This is a genomic window from Orlajensenia flava (genome assembly GCF_004801905.1).
Lineage (GTDB): Bacteria > Actinomycetota > Actinomycetes > Actinomycetales > Microbacteriaceae > Orlajensenia > Orlajensenia flava.
Genome location: NZ_SSSN01000003.1, coordinates 433,699 through 450,101 on the forward strand (window position 1 = coordinate 433,699; position 16,403 = coordinate 450,101).

The following is a 16,403-nucleotide window of genomic DNA, read 5'->3' on the forward strand; positions in this document are numbered from 1 at the left end:
ATGCGGGGCATCAGAAGATGCCGGACACGAAGCCGGCGATGACGAGGCCGATCACTCCCACCCCGAGCACGACGGCGGCGAGGGAGAGCAGGAAGGGAACGCTCCAGCGCTTCTCCTTCGTCGGCGGCTTGATGACCTCGCGCGTCGCGGTGTGGCTGCTGACGGCTCGGCTGGCACGGATGGGCTGCGCGCCGGTGGCGGGAGCGTCGTCCTCGGCCTCGAACATGCGGTCGATGTCGGACGAGTCGATGCGGTCGGGGTGGGCTCCCGTCGACCCGAAGCTGCTCGGCAGATCGAAGGAGCCGGTCACCAGCACCTCGCCGGTGTTCCGAGCGGACGGTCCATCGCCCGCCGTCGGGATGGCGGGGAGGATGAGGGCGTTCGTGGTGGTGGGGACTCCGCCCGACGAGATGCCCCGTGACAGCAGTTGGTCGAAGGCCTGGGGCGCCATGCCCTTGGGATCGGTGTCGTGATCCGACTCCACCGACCAGTGCCCCATCGGCTTGTGCGAGCCCGTGTCGTCGACCGACAGCGGCGGTGCCGGGATGGCGGCAGCGGGCGGAGGGACGGCGAGTGGCGCGGACGCAGACGAAGCGGATCCGGATGCCGACACCGGTGACGAGAAGACCGGCATCGGGCTGGCCGCGGCCAGCACTGGCGCAGGCGACTCGGCGTCAGCGGGGGGCGGCGTGGCTGCCCAGACGGGCCGCTGCCCAGATTCGTCCTCAGCGGGCGGTGTCCAGGTCGCGCGACGCGAACCCTCCGCCACGGTCGGCTCGGCGGGTGCGTCGGCCGCGGGACGGATGACGGCGACGACGTCGGTGTGGGGTTCAGCCGTGTCCTGTGAGGCGAGTGACGCGCGAAGTTCGCGACGGGTCAGCGTGCGCTGGGGAACGGGCTCCATCGCACTCACGCCGTTTGGTGCGGCGGGGGCATCCGTCGGCTGGAAGGAGTGGGGCCGGAAACCGCCGGCGGGAGGAGAGAACGATGCCGGGGGCGCCGTCGTCGGAGTCGGAGGCGTGACGGAGGGAGCCGCCGTGGCGACGGCGGGCCTGGTGCTGCGGGCCTCGGCCTCGGCAGCACTGGCCAGAGCATCGGCTGAAGACGGGAATCCCATGGCGAGGTGCGGTGCCGCTCCTCCGGTGGTCGGCTCGGGAACGACGGCGCGACGCGACTGCTGGGGGGTCGACGGCGGGGCGACGTCCCGTGAACGCTCTGCTTCACGCGCCTGTCGCCTCGTCAGGGGCTGCTCGCCCGTCGTCATGCCGCACTCCGATACAGATGGTGCTTCGAGATGTATTGGACCACCCCGTCGGGTACCAGATACCAGACCGGGTAACCCCGGTTCACGCGTTCCCGACAGTCGGTCGAGGAGATCGCAAGTGCGGGAACCTCCAGCAAGCTTACGTCGCCCTGTGGCAATCCTGAAACGGTCAGGTCATGTCCCGGACGACTCACAGCAACGAAATGGGCCAGGTCCCACAGCTCGTCGGGGTGCTTCCAGCTGAGGATCTGGGCGATGGCGTCGGCCCCGGTGATGAAGAACAGGTCGGCTCCGGGACGCATCGCGTGGATGTCGCGGAGCGTGTCGATCGTGTACGTGGGACCCGCGCGGTCGACATCGACCCGGCTCACCGTGAACCGGGGGTTCGACGCCGTCGCGATGACCGTCATGAGGTAGCGGTGCTCGGAGTCGGTGACATCCGCCTTCTGCCACGGCATTCCCGTTGGCACGAAGACGACCTCGTCGAGGTCGAAACTCTGCGCCACCTCACTGGCAGCGACCAGGTGGCCGTGGTGCACGGGGTCGAAGGTGCCGCCCATCACGCCGATGCGGGGGCGCCGGGACTCGGTCATGAGCCCTCCCGCGTCTCAGTGGCCGCCGTGTTGCTGGGAGCCGCCGTGAGCCGCCGCGTAGGCGTCCGCCTTCGCCGCGTGCCGATTGGCCACGTCGCGGAAGCTCCAGACCACCGCTCCGAGCGCCATGAAGATGGCGAAGGCGATGAGCCCGAACCAGAATCCGTCCACGTGGCCGGCGTTCTCGGTCGCTGCGAACACGGTGCTCAGAAAGGTCATTGGTGTCTCCATCTCGGCGCGTCAGCCCGGGTGAAAGCTTAGTGCGCTAGATGCGCACCTGCCCGTCACCACGCACGATCCACTTGGTGCTGGTCAGTTCGGGCAGCCCCATCGGGCCGCGCGCGTGCAGTTTCTGGGTCGAGATGCCCACCTCGGCTCCGAAGCCGAACTCGCCGCCGTCGCTGAAGCGCGTCGAGGCGTTGACCATCACGGTGGCCGAGTCGACCTCGTTCAGGAACCGTTCGGCGTTGCGGAGGTCGTTCGTGATGATCGACTCGGTGTGGCGCGTCGAGTAGCGGCGGATGTGGGCGATGGCCTCGTCCACGGAGTCGACCACGCCGACCGTCACGTCCAGGCTCATGTACTCGGTGCCCCAGTCCTCCGCGGTCGCCGCCACCGCATCCGGCCAGACGGCACGCGTGCGATCGTCGGCGTGGACGGTCACTCCGGATGCCGCGAGCCGGTCGAGCACGGGAGGCAGCAGGCGCTCGGCCGCGCCCGCGTGCACGAGCACCGTCTCCACCGTGTTGCAGACACTCGGTCGCTGCGTCTTGGCGTTGTGGACGATCTCGACCGCCCACTCGGTGGTTGCCGAGGCGTCGAGGAAGATGTGGACGACGCCGGCGCCGGTCTCGATCACGGGCACCGTCGACTCCGTCACCACCGCGTTGATCAGCTGGGCGCTCCCCCGCGGGATGAGCACGTCGACGAGTCCGCGCGCGCGCATGAGGGCGTTGGCGCCGTCGCGGCCGAAGTCGTCGACCGTCTGCACCGCGTCGGACGGAAGACCGACGGAGGCGAGGGCGCCCTGGATGAGGCCGACGAGCGCACGATTGCTGTTCTCGGCGGCCGAGCCGCCGCGCAGCACCGAGGCGTTCCCACTCTTGAGGGCGAGGGAGGCGATGTCGACGGTGACGTTGGGTCGGGCCTCGTAGATGGCGCCGACGACACCGAACGGCACGCGCACCTGAGCGATGCGGACGCCGTTGGGCAGACTGCTCCCCCGCGCGACCTCGCCGACGGGGTCGGCCAGACCGACGATCTGCTCGACGGCCACGGCGAGCGACTCGACACGGGCGTGGTCGAGGCGCAGGCGGTCCAGGAGTCCATCCGAGAGGCCGCCGGCCCGTCCGTTGTCGAGATCGATGCCGTTCGCGGTCACGATCTCGGCGACGGATGCGCGCAGCGCGGCAGCGATCGCGCTCAGCGCGTCGTTCTTCTGCTGCGTGGTGGCCGTCGCCAGTATCACGCCGGCGGCGCGGGCCGCCTCGAGGCGTTCATCGAAGCCGGGTGGGGCGGCATCCGTTGTGGGCATGCTGATCAGCCTAGGACAGCGCCGTCATCGGATCGGCGGGCGCCGGATCGGCGGGCGCCGGATCGGCGGGCGCCGGGGCGAAGAAGGTGCCGACGGGAGCGCCGTTGAGAGCCTGGTCCACCAGGGCGGTCGACGTGACGAGCACCGCCGTGCCGCCCTCCGCCGCGAGTCGTGCTGCGCTGACCTTGGTCGAGGCTCCCCCGGTGCCGACGCCGGCTGCTCCGACGCTGCCGAACACGAAACCCTCGAGCTCGTCACCGTAGGCGACGTCGACGAGCGGCTCGGCTCCCGGCTCCTGCGGCGGGCGGGTGTAGAGCGCGTCGACGTCGCTGAGCAGCACGAGGACGTCGGCGTCGAGGAGCTGAGCGACGAGGGCTGCGAGCCGGTCGTTGTCGCCGAATCGGATCTCATGCGTCGCGACGGTGTCGTTCTCGTTGACGATGGGCAGGATGCGCAGATCGAGCAGCCGGTCCATCGCGCGGCGGGCGTTGGAGCGCGGCGTCGCGTTCTCGAGGTCACCAGCGGTGAGCAGCACCTGGCCGGCCACAATGTCGTAGCGGTCGAGGCTGTCCTGATAGCGGAAGATCAACAGGTTCTGGCCGACGGATGCCGCGGCCTGCTGCGTCGCGAGGTCGGTGGGGCGGGCGTCGAGTTGCAGGTAGGGCATCCCGGTGGCGATGGCGCCCGATGAGACCAGGACAACCTCGCAGCCGCGTGCGTGCGCAGCGGCGATGGCGTCGACCAACGGCGCGATCCGTCCCGCGTTCGCTCCGCTGATGGACGAGGACCCGACCTTGACGACGACGCGCGCGGCCGAGCGGATGCCCTCCCGGGAGTCGATGCTCACGGCTGCGCGTTCTCCTCGTCGACGTTCCAGATGCCGGCCTCGCGCTCGCGCTCGAGCTCGGCGCGCGCCTCAGCCTTGGCGTCCATCCGCTCGAAGTAGAGCTCGCGGCGCTCGTCGCTCGTGCGGCGGCGGTTGCCGTCGAGGCGGGAGTCCGTGCCGCGCGGCGCGGTGATGAGCTCGGCGGTCGAGGTGAGAGTGGGCTCCCAGTCGAACACGACGCCGTCGCCGGGGCCGATCACGACGGTCGAACCGGCGACCGCTCCGGCCTTGAACAGACCGTCCTCGACGCCGAGCTTGGCCAAGCGGTCGGCGAGGAAGCCGACGGCCTCGTCGTTGGTGAAGTCGGTCTGGGCGACCCAGCGCTCCGGCTTGGCTCCGAGAATGCGGAACACGTCGCCGTAGCTGCCGCCTTCCTTGCGTACGACGAACTTCTCCTCGTCGACCGCGCGGGGGCGCAGCACGATGCGCTCGCGCGCGGGTTCGGCCGCGGCGATCACTCGCGCCTCTTCGACGATGCCGGCGAGGGCGTAGCTGAGTGGCTTGAGGCCCTCGTGGCTGACCGTCGAGATCTCGAAAACGCGGTAGCCGCGCGACTCCAGCTCGGGGCGCACGAAGTCGGCCAGCTCACGGCCGTCGGGGACGTCGATCTTGTTGAGCGCCACCAGCTGGGGACGCTCGAGCAACGGAGTCTGTCCTTCGGGGACCGGGTAGGCAGCGAGCTCGCCGAGGATGATGTCGAGGTCGCTGATGGGGTCGCGTCCGGGGTCGAGCGTCGCACAGTCCAGCACGTGCAGCAGGGCACTGCAGCGCTCGACGTGGCGGAGGAACTCGAGGCCGAGGCCCTTACCCTCGCTGGCGCCCGCGATGAGACCAGGAACGTCGGCGATCGTGTACCGGACGTCACCCGCCTGAACCACGCCGAGGTTCGGGTGCAGGGTCGTGAAGGGATAGTCGGCGATCTTCGGGCGAGCGGCGGAGAGGGCGGCGACGAGGCTCGACTTGCCCGCGGAGGGAAAGCCGACCAGGGCGATGTCGGCGACGGTCTTGAGCTCGAGGACGACGTCGCCCTCCCAGCCCGGGGTGCCGAGCAGCGCGAACCCGGGAGCCTTGCGCTTGGTGGTGGCCAACGACGCGTTGCCGAGACCGCCTTGACCGCCCGGGGCGACGACGAAGCGCATGCCGGGCTCGCTCATGTCCACGAGTTCGGAGCCGTCCGCATCCTTGACGACGGTGCCGATGGGGATGGCGAGCTCGAGCTCGGGGCCGTTGCCGCCGGCGCGATGATCGCCCATGCCGAATCCGCCGTTGTCGCTCGAGCGGTGCGGGTGACGGTGGAAGCCGAGGAGCGTAGTCACCTGGGGGTCTGCGACCAGCACGATGTCACCGCCGTGGCCGCCGTTTCCCCCATCGGGGCCGGCGAGCGGCTTGAACTTCTCGCGGCGCACGGAGACGCATCCGTTGCCGCCGTGACCGGCACGCAAGTGGAGCGTGACATTGTCGACGAAGGTGGCCATGGTGCTCTTCTCCTGGATCAGGCCGGCCTCGTGGCCGGTGGGGATAAACGTAAGGGCGGGCCGAAGCCCGCCCTCGCGTTCACATCCGTGCGGGTGCCTAGGAGGCGACCGCCACGATGTTGACGACCTTGCGGCCGCCCTTGTTGCCGAACTGCACGGCTCCGGCCTCGAGGGCGAAGAGCGTGTCGTCACCGCCGCGGCCGACGCCGGCGCCGGGGTGGAAGTGGGTGCCGCGCTGGCGGACGAGGATCTCGCCGGCGCTGACGACCTGACCGCCGAAGCGCTTCACGCCGAGGCGCTGCGCGTTCGAGTCACGACCGTTGCGAGTGGAGCTCGCTCCCTTTTTGTGTGCCATGTCTGTAGTCTCCTGGGCCTTACTTGATTCCGGTGACCTTGACGCGCGTGAGCTCCTGACGGTGCCCCTGGCGCTTCTTGTAGCCGGTCTTGTTCTTGAACTTCTGGATGACGATCTTGGGACCGCGGAGATCCTCGACGACCTCGGCCGTCACGGTGACCTTCGCGAGCGACTCGAGGTCACTGGTGATCGTGTCCCCGTCGACGAGCAGCACAGGCGCGAGCTCGACGTTGCCGTTCTTGTCGGCCTTGATGCGGTCCATCGTCACGATGGTGCCGACCTCGACCTTTTCCTGGCGGCCACCGGCGCGCACAACTGCGTAAACCACTTTACGTACCTATCCTCTGGGGAGCCTGCGACGGCCCCGATTCCTTACACGGGAAATTTCCACTGGGCTGACCGATCCATGCCGACCTGGCCAACCAGAAAACCGTGGTGACGGCGCGGACGAGATTCCAACGCACACCAACGGTCGAGTTTAGCTGATCGGAGGATGCCGGTCAAACGCGCTCCCCCGGTGTGTCGCCGGGCATCCGCCATACAATCGCAGCATGACGGTGTTGATCGACACGCCGATGTGGCCGGCCCACGGAACCGTGTGGGCACACCTGGTCAGCGACCGCTCCCTCGCCGAGCTGCACGCTTTCGCGGAGGCGGCCGGACTTCCGAGGCGCAGTTTCGACCTGGACCATTACGACGTGCCGCTCGAACGCCACGAGGCGCTCATCGCGGCCGGCGCGCTCCCCGTGACCGGACGCGAACTGGTGACCCGCCTCCGCGCCAGCGGGCTGCGGGTGACGGCTCGCGAGCGGCGAGCCGTCACCGCGACACCGAAGCGTCGACTCGGCTGACGTCGTGCGTCATTCCGACGCGCGACCGCCGGTGATGATCGGCTCGACCGGTGTGGTGGAGAGCGCGGCCGTGGTGACGCGGCGGCTGCGCGGACGCCCCTGACCCGGCTGCTTGGGAGCCGGCAGGGACTCCAGCACCGAGTCGAGCAGGTGGGCGGCCTCGGAACGGTCGACGTGAGCCGGCTCGCGCCTTCCCTCGACGGGCGGCAGGTCGACCACCGGCGTGGGCTCCGCGGCCATCGGCGTGGCCGGCTTCGACGCGGGCTGGGCGGATGCCGCAGGCTGGGCGGATGCCGCAGGCTGGGCGGATGCCGCGGACTGCACGGCGGCCGCGGACTGCACGGCGTCATCCGCCTCACGCGTGCGGGAGTCGGATGCGGCATCGTCCGTTCGGGCACTGTTGCGCCCCCGGCGGCCTCGGCGCGACTTCTTCTCGCCGGCGCGCTGCTCCTCTCCCGACGAATCGGGCTGGGCATCCGCTGCCGACGCCGTGGTCGCCGAGCCGCTCTCCGCTGTCGCCTCGGCGGCGTGACGGGCCTCGTCGTGGTGCAGGGTCGACGCGGCGATCTGGGCGAGGCCGTGCTTCGCGTCCTCGGTGATGCCGTGGATGGCGCCGGTCTTCGGAGCCTCGCTGGACGCGCCGTTGGAGCCGTTGCCGCCACCGTTGCCCGATCCGCCGCGACGACGGGAGGGCTGCGGCGTCTGCTGCTGCGCCGCGCGGTGACGGGTGACCGGGTCGTGGTGCACGATGATGCCGCGCCCCGCGCACACTTCGCAGTTCTCGCTGAACGACTCCAGCAGGCCGAGGCCGAGCTTCTTGCGAGTCATCTGCACGAGCCCGAGCGAGGTGACCTCCGCCACCTGGTGCTTCGTGCGGTCACGGCTCAGGCACTCGACGAGGCGACGCAGCACGAGGTCGCGGTTGGTCTCGAGCACCATGTCGATGAAGTCGACCACGATGATTCCGCCGATGTCGCGCAGCCGCAGCTGCCGGACGATCTCCTCGGCGGCCTCGAGGTTGTTCTTGGTGACGGTCTCCTCGAGGTTTCCGCCCGAGCCGACGAACTTGCCGGTGTTGACGTCGACGACCGTCATCGCCTCGGTGCGGTCGATGACGAGCGAGCCGCCCGACGGGAGCCAGACCTTGCGGTCGAGCGCCTTCTCGATCTGCTCGGACACGCGGAACTCGTCGAACGAGTCCCGGTTGCCCTCATAACGCTCGATGCGCTCGAGCAGGTCGGGAGCTACGGCACGCAGGTAGGCCTCGATGGTCTCCCGTGCGTCATCGCCCTCGATGACCATCTTCTGGAAGTCCTCGTTGAAGACGTCGCGCACGATCTTGATGAGCAGGTCGGGCTCCGAGTGCAGCAGCGCGGGAGCACCGACGGATCCGACCTGGCGGTCGATGTCGGCCCACTGGGCGATGAGCCGGTTGACGTCGAGCGTCAACTGCTCCTCGGTGGCACCCTCGGCGGCCGTGCGCACGATCACGCCGTTGTTGTCGGGCAGCACCTCCCTGAGGATCTTCTTGAGGCGTGCGCGCTCGGTGTCGGGGAGCTTGCGGCTGATGCCGTTCATGGAGCCGTTGGGCACGTAGACGAGGTAACGGCCGGGAAGCGAGACCTGGCTGGTCAAGCGCGCGCCCTTGTGACCGACCGGGTCTTTGGTGACCTGCACGAGCACCTTGTCGCCCGGCTTGAGCGCGAGCTCGATGCGGCGGGGCTGGTTCTTCTCGCCGTTCTCGGCTGCTGCGTCCCAGTCGACTTCACCCGAGTACAGCACGGCGTTGCGCCCGCGTCCGATGTCGACGAAGGCCGCCTCCATGCTCGGCAGCACGTTCTGCACGCGACCGAGGTAGACGTTGCCGATGAGGGACGCGTCCTGGTTGCGCGCCACGTAGTGCTCGACGAGCACGCCGTCCTCGAGCACACCGATCTGGATGCGGCCGCCCTTCGATCGCACGACCATGGTGCGGTCGACGGATTCGCGGCGGGCGAGGAACTCGGCCTCGGTGATGACGGTGCGGCGACGCCCGGCGTCGCGTCCGTCACGTCGACGCTGCTTCTTGGCCTCGAGGCGTGTGGAGCCCTTGACCCGCTGGGGCTCGGTGATGAGCTCGGGCTGGCGGGGCTGACGGACCTTGACGACGGTGTTCGCCGGGTCGTCATTGCCGCCACGGTTCTCGTCGCCGCTGCGGCGACGGGCGCGGCGACGGACGGAGGGCTCCTCGTCGTCCGCGTCGTCATCGGCTCGCGCCGGAAGAGCCATGACCGGCGGGGCATGGAAGATCAGCGAGGTCGTCGAGAGCACCGGCGGGAAGGGCGACACGTCCGCGGGAGCCTCCTCCACCCGGGCAGCCGCATCCGCTGCGTCTTCCGACGCGGTCTCGTCCGCCTGCGCCGTAGTGGCCGACACGCGGTCGGTCGACTCGTTGTCGGTCTGCTCGGCGGCCGGCTCGGTCACGTCAGGTGCCGGCGTCTGCTCGACGTGCCGAGCCTCGCGCTGCTCGGTCTGGTCGTGGTCGGTTTCGGGCTGGTCGATCGCGGTCTGCTGGGTCGGCACCTGCTGACGGATGGGCTGCTGCTCGCTCGGCTGCACATCCGCGGGCCTCTCGGCCGCCTGCTCGGCCGGCTTGCGTGCGCTCTTCCGAGCACCGAAGATGCGGCCGCGGCCGCGCCCCTTCGCACTGCCTGATTCGTTCGCGGGTACACCGTTGTCGTTGTTCTCCACCATTACGTGGGCACTCCTCGGCCGGAGCGGTTGGCCGCGCCATCCGCGCCGGTACTCTCTCGCGCAAGTCTTCCGAGTTCGGAAGACCTGCTGATCCTCTATCTGCTGCAACCGGCTCTGAGCTCTGGTTGCCACTTCTTCTTCTGCAGGTCACGCATGACCCGCGGTGCGGATGCTCGGCATCCGACTAAGCCTTCTGGGTGTCGACGGGAGCGCGGCTCTGGTCGACTTGTCGATTATCGCACGCCTTCACAGATTGCCGTGCGCACGCCCTGCCATAATCCTCATCATGCCCGTCGAAGAGACCTCCCTCGCTCCCGTCGAACACGAACCGTCTACACCGGCCCGTCGTCCGCTCGTCCTCGCGGTCGCACTCATCGTCTTCGGTGTCATCGGCCTCATCGCGGCGTTCGCCCTGACGCTTGAAAAATTGCACGTGCTGGAGCATCCGGGCATCAAGGCGTCGTGCGACTTCAACATCCTCGTGCAGTGCGGAGCGAACCTGGCGTCATGGCAAGGAGAGCTGTTCGGCTTCCCGAATCCGCTGATCGGGCTGATGGCGTGGTCCGTTGTCGTCACCGTCGGCGTCGCCCTCCTCGCCGGCGCCCGATTCGCGAACTGGTTCTGGATCGCCTTCAACGTGGGCGTCGTCGGAGCCCTGGTCTTCGTCATCTGGTTGATGAGCCAGTCGATCTTCGTGCTCGCGACGCTGTGCCCCTGGTGCATGGTGACCTGGGCGGTCGTCATCCCGCTGTTCTGGATGCTCACCCTCGACAACCTCCGCTCCGGCCGGGCGCCGACCGGAGCAGGGGTTCGTCGGTTCGCGGAGCGCGCCTACGGCTGGATCCCGCTCATCACGCTGGTGTGCTACCTGATCGTGGCGATCGTCGCCCAGCTGCGCCTCGACGTGCTGCGCTACCTCTTCATCTGAGTCAGCGGAACCACAGCGCCAGCTCGCGCTCGGCCGACTCGGTCGAGTCCGAGCCGTGCACGAGATTCTGCTGCACCTTGGCGCCCCAGTCGCGTCCCAGGTCGCCTCGGATGGTTCCGGGCGCGGCCGTGGTCGGATCGGTCGTGCCGGCCAGGGAACGGAACCCCTCGATCACGCGATTGCCGGCGAGTCGGATCGCCACGGTGGGACCGGACTCCATGAACTCGATGAGCGGAGCGTAGAACGGCTTGCCCTCGTGCTCCGCGTAGTGGGCAGCAAGAAGGTCGCGGTCGGCTTCGACGAGCCGGATGTCCACGAGCGAGTACCCCTTCGCCTCGATGCGGCGGAGGATCTCGCCCGTCAGCCCCCGGGCCACACCGTCGGGCTTGACGAGGACGAGGGTCTCTTCGATGGTTGTCATGCGTTCTCCTTGTTCCAGCGATCGATACGGGCGCCGCGAATCATTCCATAGGCCCACATGGCGGCGAAGAGGGCTCCGACGAAGAACATCGCCACGTTGAAGAAGCCGCCGAGCAGGATGAGCACCTGCACGATCCAGCCCAGCGTGATGGCGAATGGTCGACGGATGAGGCCGAGCGTGAGGATGATGAGCAGGCACAGCACGCCACCCGCCACCAACGATCCGACCGGACCCAGGCTGATGAGCCCACCCGTCGGCAGGCCGTAGTTCACGAGTGCGGCGAGGAAGACGACGATCAGCTCGAAGCCGAGGATGATCGACGCGAGGCTGCGCTGCACGGATCGCGGGGCGGCCGGCCGTCGCTCGGGCTCGGCATCCGCGGTCTGCTCGCTCACGGGTGCATCCAGTCGTCGGCCTCGGCGATCGTCATCACATCTCCGACGAGGGTGATCGACCCGGTGACGAGGACAGCTCGGCGTGGTGCGTCCTCGGCCCAGCCGCGGGCCTCGGCAATGGCGTCGTCGAGCGATTCGAACGCGACGACATCCGCCTCCGGCAGCTGGTCGCGAATGTCGTCGGCGAGTCGGTCAGCACAAATCGCGCGGTCGGATGCCGACTGCGTCACGATGAACCGTGCGGCCGCGGGTGCGAGCGCGGCGACGATGCCCTCGGCGTCCTTGTCGGTCAGGATGCCCACGACGATGGCCACCTCGTCGAAGTCGAAGGACGTCCCGAGCGCTGCCACCAGCGCCAACGCTCCATGCGGGTTGTGGGCGGCATCGACGAGCACCGAGGGCTCGACGCCCACGAGGTGCAGGCGTCCGGGCGAGGTGACCGTGGCGAAGCCTTCGGTGAGGAGCTCCTCCGTGAGTGGCTGCTCGCCCCCGCCGATGAACTCCTCCACCGCCGCGACCGCGACCGCGGCGTTGTGGGCCTGATGCGCGCCGTGCAGCGGCAGGAACAGGTCGGTGTACGTCCCGGCCGTTCCGCGGATCGACACCAGCTGTCCGCCTACCGCGACCCGGGCGTCCACCACGTCGAACTGGTCTCCTTCGACGGCGAAGGTCGATTCGGTCAGCTCGACCGCGCGTTCGAGCTCGCGCAGGGCATCGGGCTGCTGTCGCGCGCTGACGACGGCAGCGGCCGGCTTGATGATGCCCGACTTCGTGCGAGCGATCTCGGCGATCGTGTCGCCCAGCCGGCCGACGTGGTCGAGGTCGATGGGCGTGAACACGGCGACCTGTCCGTCGGCGACGTTGGTGGAGTCCCACTCGCCGCCGATGCCCACTTCGAGCACGACGACGTCGACCGGGGCGTCGGCGAACGCGGCGAAGGCGAGGACGGTGAGTGCTTCGAAGAAGGTCAGCGGCGACTCGTCGGCTGCCTCGAGTTCGGCATCCGTCATCGCGAGGTAGGGCGCGATGTCCTCGTAGTTGCGCACGACCGCCTCGTCGGTGATGGGCTCGCCGTCGATGCGGATGCGCTCGGTGAAGCGCATGAGGTGGGGACTGGTGAGCAGTCCGGTCTTCAGCCCGTAGGCGCGGAGGATGCTGTCGATGATGCGTGCCGTACTGGTCTTGCCGTTGGTCCCCGTGATGTGGATGACCGGATAGGCGCGCTGCGGGTCGCCGAGGAGCTCCGCGGCCCGGCGGGTGGCAGCGAGGCGGCGTTGGGGATCGCCCTCGCCGATGCGCTCGAGCAGTTCGCGGTAGACCTCGTCGGCTTCGTCGCGCCAGGTCTCGTCGTCTGTCATGCCTTCTCCAGTGCGATGGTCAGGGTCGAGTCGCCGCCGACGGCGACGGCTTCACGGGGCAACTCTCCCCCGCCGAACGCGTCGATGAACAGGTCGACGGCGAGCGTCTCCGCCGCGATGAGTTCGGCATGCGTCCGGGCGGCCGTCGCTCCGGCCGCGTTGAGGGTGAGACGCAGGCGGATGCGGTCGCCGACGTCGAAACCGGCCGCCTTGCGGGAGTCCTGAACGGCACGGATGACGTCGCGCGCGAGGCCCTCCGCCTCCAACTCATCGGTGGTCGCGGTGTCGAGCAGCACGAATCCACCGCCCGGGAGCAGCGCGAGGGCCGTGCCGGTCCCCGCTTTGGACGAAGCCTCGAGCACGAGATCGAACTCGCCGGCTTCGAGCTGCACGCCACCCGCCGTCACGACGCCGTCGATCTCGCTCCAGTCGCCCGAGCGCGCAGCCTGGATGACCTGCTGGACCTGCTTGCCGAGGCGCGGTCCCGCTGCACGGGCGTTGACCGTGAGCCGCGAGGTGATGCCGAACTCGCCGGCGCTGGTATCGGTCAGCGGGACGAGTCGCACCGCCTTGACGTTGAGTTCGTCGCGAAGGATGTCCTCGAACGGGTCGAGCGCTCCGGCATCCGTCGTGACGACCGTGAGCGACGCCAGCGGAAGCCGCACGCGCAGGCCGGCCTGCTTGCGCAGCGAGAGCGCCGTCGAGCTGATGGTGCGCACCTGGTCCATGGCCGCGACGAGCGCCTCGTCCGCGGGGAACTCGGCGGCATCCGGCCAGTCGGTCAGGTGAACACTGCGTCCGCCGGTCAGCCCCTGCCAGATGTTCTCGCTGACGAGTGGCAGCAACGGGGCGGCGATGCGCGCGAACGTCTCGAGAACGGTGTAGAGCGTGTCGAAGGCCGCCCGGTTCGAGCCGTCCTCGCCGACTCCGCCCCAGAACCGGTCACGGGAGCGACGCACGTACCAGTTGGTGAGCACGTCGGCGAAGTCGCGAAGGGTCGCGGCGGCGAGTGTCGAGTCGAGGGCGTCGAAGTGGGCGGTGACCGTCTCGACGGTCTCCCGCGTCTTGGCGAGCAGGTAACGGTCGAGCACGTCCGTCGAGTCCGTGCGCCGCTCGGCGTCGTAGCCACCGTCGGTCCGGCCCGAACGCGTCGACGCGTTCGCGTAGAGCGAGAAGAAGTACCAGGTGCTCCACAGCGGCAGCATCACCTGACGCACGCCCTCGCGGATGCCCTCTTCGGTCACGACGAGGTTTCCCCCGCGCAGGACCGAGCTCGACATGAGGAACCAGCGCATCGCATCCGATCCGTCCCGGTCGAACACCTCGGAGACGTCGGGGTAGTTGCGCAGCGACTTCGACATCTTCTGCCCGTCGCTGCCGAGCACGATGCCGTGGCTCACCACATTCCGGAACGCCAGCCGATCGAACAGGGCCGTCGACAGCGCGTGCATCACGTAGAACCAGCCGCGGGTCTGGCCGATGTACTCGACGATGAAGTCGGCCGGGTGGTGGGTGTCGAACCACTCCCGGTTCTCGAACGGGTAGTGCACCTGGGCGAACGGCATCGACCCGGAATCGAACCAGACGTCGAACACGTCGGGGATGCGGCGCATCGTCGCCACGCCGCTCGGGTCGTCGGGATTGGGGCGGGTGAGGTCGTCGATGTACGGCCGGTGCAGGTCGGGGTGCCCGGCCTCGTTGGTCGGCAGCCGTCCGAAGTCGCGCTCGAGTTCGGCGAGCGAGCCGTAGACGTCGATGCGCGGGAACGCTGGGTCGTCGCTCTTCCACACCGGGATGGGTGAGCCGAAGTAGCGGTTGCGGCTGATCGACCAGTCGCGGGCATTGCCCACCCACTTGCCGAACTGGCCGTCCTTGACGTTCTCGGGCACCCAGGTGACGTCGTGGTTCAGCTCCCCCATCCGGTCGCGGAACTCGGTGACCCGAACGAACCAGCTCGAGACCGCCTTGTAGATCAGCGGGTTGCGGCAGCGCCAGCAGTGCGGGTAGGAGTGCACGTAACTCGCCTGGCGCAGCAGCCGACCCTCGGCGCGGATCAGCTGCGTGAGCGGCTTGTTCGCATCGCTCCAGAGCTGGCCGGCGACATCTGTGACATCGGGCAGGAAACGGCCACCATCGTCGAGCGAGATGACGACCGGGATGCCGGCTGCCTCGCCGATCTTCTGGTCCTCCTCGCCATAGGCGGGTGCCTGGTGGACGATGCCGGTGCCGTCCTCGGTGGTGACGTAGTCGGCCACGAGGATGCGCCAGGCGTTCTGCATGCCCCACTTGTCGACTTCGGCGTAGTAGTCGAACAGGCGGTCGTAGCTGACGCCCTCGAGGTCCCTTCCGACGACGGTGCGGGAGACGGATGCCCGTGCCTCGTCGGCCGAGTCGTATCCGAGGTCCTTGGCGTAGCCGCCCAGCAGGTCGATGGCGATCAGGTACTCGCCGCCGAGCACCTCGGTCGACGTGTCCGCCCCACCCGCCCGCTCGCGGAGAACCGTGGCATCCGGCGTGCCGTTCGGCCCGGCCGGTACCACCGCGTACTCGATGTCGGGACCGACGGCGAGCGCGAAGTTGGTGGGCAACGTCCACGGCGTGGTCGTCCAGGCGAGCGCTCGCACGGCGGTCAGCCCGAGCGCCTCGGCGCGCGGTCCGGTCAGCGGGAAGGTCACGGTGACGGTCTGATCCTGACGGTCCTTGTAGACGTCGTCGTCCATCCGCAGCTCATGATTCGAGAGGGGGGTCTGGTCGCGCCAGCAGTAGGGCAGCACCCGGTAGCCCTCGTAGGCGAGGCCCTTCTCGTGCAACTCCTTGAACGCCCAGATCACGCTCTCCATGTAGCTGACGTCGAGGGTCTTGTAGTCGTTGTCGAAGTCGACCCAGCGCGCCTGGCGGGTGACGTAGTCCTGCCACTCACCTGTGTAGCGCAAGACCGAGCGCTTGGCGGCGGCGTTGAACGCGCCTATTCCCATCGCCTCGATCTGGCTCTTGTCAGTGATGCCCAGCTGACGCTCGGCCTCGAGTTCTGCGGGCAGCCCGTGGGTGTCCCATCCGAAGCGCCGGTGCACCTGCTTGCCGCGCATCGTCTGGTAGCGCGGGAACACGTCCTTGGCGTACCCCGTGAGGAGGTGCCCGTAGTGCGGCAGGCCGTTGGCGAACGGCGGGCCGTCGTAGAACACCCACTCGGGTGCTCCCTCGCGGTTGTCGATGGACGCTTGGAAGGTGCCATCGGCCTTCCAGAAGGCCAGCACCTCCTGCTCGACGGCGGGAAAGTTCGGCGACGGAACGACGCCCGACGGCGTGTTCTCGGAATCCTGGCCCTTGGGGTACAACGCTCTCTCCTGAGGGAACGGGTCTGTTCCACGAGGACGGCGAGTCCGACGAACTCCACCGCGGTACCACCCCGCTTGCCGCACGTCGTTGCCCGCGCGGCCGCTTGTTCATTGGCTGTGACGGGCCAGCCCCGTTCGGTTCTACCGGGCCGGAACCCTCGCGGATGCCGACCGTTCTTCCGAAGACTCCCCGGTGATGGCCGGATCGATGTCGTTGCCCATCAGTTTATCGGAAGGAGCGAGCGATACGAACGTTGCTCCTCATTCCCGCCAGA

At 68.8% G+C, this 16,403-nt stretch carries 15 protein-coding genes; 2 read left to right on the top strand and 13 right to left on the bottom strand.

Annotation, left to right across the window (positions count from 1 at the left end; translation table 11 throughout):
• Positions 1-10: 10 nt before the first annotated feature.
• The 8 genes from E6C70_RS03915 to rplU all read right to left on the bottom strand — a co-directional run bounded on the left by E6C70_RS03915 (position 11) and on the right by rplU (position 6,435).
• Positions 11-1,264 (bottom strand): hypothetical protein, encoded by a 1,254-nt coding sequence (locus E6C70_RS03915; protein WP_136422395.1) that lies wholly within the window; start codon positions 1,262-1,264, stop codon positions 11-13.
• Positions 1,261-1,857, bottom strand: coding sequence for a nicotinate-nucleotide adenylyltransferase (gene nadD, locus E6C70_RS03920; RefSeq protein ID WP_136422397.1), 597 nt, complete (start codon positions 1,855-1,857; stop codon positions 1,261-1,263). The genes E6C70_RS03915 and nadD overlap by 4 nt, the downstream gene beginning before the upstream one ends.
• Before the next feature lie 15 nt (positions 1,858-1,872).
• Complete coding sequence (locus E6C70_RS03925; protein WP_136422400.1) at positions 1,873-2,076, bottom strand: hypothetical protein; 204 nt, start codon at positions 2,074-2,076, stop codon at positions 1,873-1,875.
• Positions 2,077-2,122: 46 nt separating this feature from the next.
• Complete coding sequence (locus E6C70_RS03930; protein ID WP_136422411.1) at positions 2,123-3,391, bottom strand: glutamate-5-semialdehyde dehydrogenase; 1,269 nt, start codon at positions 3,389-3,391, stop codon at positions 2,123-2,125.
• Between the two features lie 10 nt (positions 3,392-3,401).
• Entirely contained in the window at positions 3,402-4,238 is an 837-nt protein-coding gene (gene proB, locus E6C70_RS03935; protein ID WP_136422414.1) for a glutamate 5-kinase, read from the bottom strand.
• The gene (gene obgE / locus E6C70_RS03940) at positions 4,235-5,752 is read right to left on the bottom strand and encodes a GTPase ObgE (protein ID WP_136422417.1); all 1,518 of its coding nucleotides are present in this window, start codon (positions 5,750-5,752) and stop codon (positions 4,235-4,237) included. Before obgE ends, proB begins: the two co-directional genes overlap by 4 nt.
• Positions 5,753-5,849: 97 nt before the next feature.
• On the bottom strand, positions 5,850-6,107 hold the full coding sequence (gene rpmA / locus E6C70_RS03945) for a 50S ribosomal protein L27 (RefSeq protein WP_136422420.1): 258 nt from the start codon (positions 6,105-6,107) through the stop codon (positions 5,850-5,852).
• A gap of 19 nt (positions 6,108-6,126) precedes the next feature.
• Entirely contained in the window at positions 6,127-6,435 is a 309-nt protein-coding gene (gene rplU, locus E6C70_RS03950; RefSeq protein ID WP_136422423.1) for a 50S ribosomal protein L21, read from the bottom strand.
• A gap of 223 nt (positions 6,436-6,658) precedes the next feature.
• On the opposite strand from rplU, the gene E6C70_RS03955 reads away from it, so the two are divergent.
• Positions 6,659-6,958: a DUF4031 domain-containing protein gene (locus E6C70_RS03955; protein WP_136422425.1), complete on the top strand. Its 300-nt coding sequence runs from the start codon at positions 6,659-6,661 to the stop codon at positions 6,956-6,958.
• Positions 6,959-6,967: 9 nt separating this feature from the next.
• Here the strand turns inward: E6C70_RS03955 and E6C70_RS03960 are convergent, their stop codons facing one another.
• Positions 6,968-9,691, bottom strand: coding sequence for an Rne/Rng family ribonuclease (locus E6C70_RS03960; RefSeq protein ID WP_136422427.1), 2,724 nt, complete (start codon positions 9,689-9,691; stop codon positions 6,968-6,970).
• A 286-nt stretch (positions 9,692-9,977) separates the two neighbouring features.
• Between E6C70_RS03960 and E6C70_RS03965 the strand changes: the two genes are divergently transcribed.
• Positions 9,978-10,619, top strand: coding sequence for a vitamin K epoxide reductase family protein (locus tag E6C70_RS03965; RefSeq protein ID WP_136422430.1), 642 nt, complete (start codon positions 9,978-9,980; stop codon positions 10,617-10,619).
• A gap of 1 nt (position 10,620) precedes the next feature.
• Here the strand turns inward: E6C70_RS03965 and ndk are convergent, their stop codons facing one another.
• From ndk to ileS, 4 genes are read right to left on the bottom strand one after another with little or no spacing between them, the layout of a single operon-like run.
• Positions 10,621-11,040: a nucleoside-diphosphate kinase gene (gene ndk / locus E6C70_RS03970; RefSeq protein ID WP_136422432.1), complete on the bottom strand. Its 420-nt coding sequence runs from the start codon at positions 11,038-11,040 to the stop codon at positions 10,621-10,623.
• Complete coding sequence (locus tag E6C70_RS03975; protein ID WP_235833259.1) at positions 11,037-11,435, bottom strand: DUF4233 domain-containing protein; 399 nt, start codon at positions 11,433-11,435, stop codon at positions 11,037-11,039. Before E6C70_RS03975 ends, ndk begins: the two co-directional genes overlap by 4 nt.
• Complete coding sequence (locus tag E6C70_RS03980; RefSeq protein ID WP_136422438.1) at positions 11,432-12,793, bottom strand: bifunctional folylpolyglutamate synthase/dihydrofolate synthase; 1,362 nt, start codon at positions 12,791-12,793, stop codon at positions 11,432-11,434. The genes E6C70_RS03975 and E6C70_RS03980 overlap by 4 nt, the downstream gene beginning before the upstream one ends.
• Complete coding sequence (ileS, locus tag E6C70_RS03985; RefSeq protein ID WP_136422440.1) at positions 12,790-16,128, bottom strand: isoleucine--tRNA ligase; 3,339 nt, start codon at positions 16,126-16,128, stop codon at positions 12,790-12,792. The genes E6C70_RS03980 and ileS overlap by 4 nt, the downstream gene beginning before the upstream one ends.
• Positions 16,129-16,403 lie beyond the last annotated feature (275 nt).

Bases quoted from the DNA above. Each gene is read 5' to 3' on its own strand.
- E6C70_RS03915 (WP_136422395.1), bottom strand. From the start codon at position 1,264: ATGACGACGGGCGAGCAGCCCCTGACGAGGCGACAGGCGCGTGAAGCA.
- rpmA (WP_136422420.1), bottom strand. From the start codon at position 6,107: ATGGCACACAAAAAGGGAGCGAGCTCCACTCGCAACGGTCGTGACTCG.
- nadD (WP_136422397.1), bottom strand. From the start codon at position 1,857: ATGACCGAGTCCCGGCGCCCCCGCATCGGCGTGATGGGCGGCACCTTC.
- E6C70_RS03965 (WP_136422430.1), top strand. From the start codon at position 9,978: ATGCCCGTCGAAGAGACCTCCCTCGCTCCCGTCGAACACGAACCGTCT.
- E6C70_RS03980 (WP_136422438.1), bottom strand. From the start codon at position 12,793: ATGACAGACGACGAGACCTGGCGCGACGAAGCCGACGAGGTCTACCGC.
- E6C70_RS03925 (WP_136422400.1), bottom strand. From the start codon at position 2,076: ATGACCTTTCTGAGCACCGTGTTCGCAGCGACCGAGAACGCCGGCCAC.
- E6C70_RS03960 (WP_136422427.1), bottom strand. From the start codon at position 9,691: ATGGTGGAGAACAACGACAACGGTGTACCCGCGAACGAATCAGGCAGT.
- E6C70_RS03955 (WP_136422425.1), top strand. From the start codon at position 6,659: ATGACGGTGTTGATCGACACGCCGATGTGGCCGGCCCACGGAACCGTG.
- obgE (WP_136422417.1), bottom strand. From the start codon at position 5,752: ATGGCCACCTTCGTCGACAATGTCACGCTCCACTTGCGTGCCGGTCAC.
- ndk (WP_136422432.1), bottom strand. From the start codon at position 11,040: ATGACAACCATCGAAGAGACCCTCGTCCTCGTCAAGCCCGACGGTGTG.
- E6C70_RS03930 (WP_136422411.1), bottom strand. From the start codon at position 3,391: ATGCCCACAACGGATGCCGCCCCACCCGGCTTCGATGAACGCCTCGAG.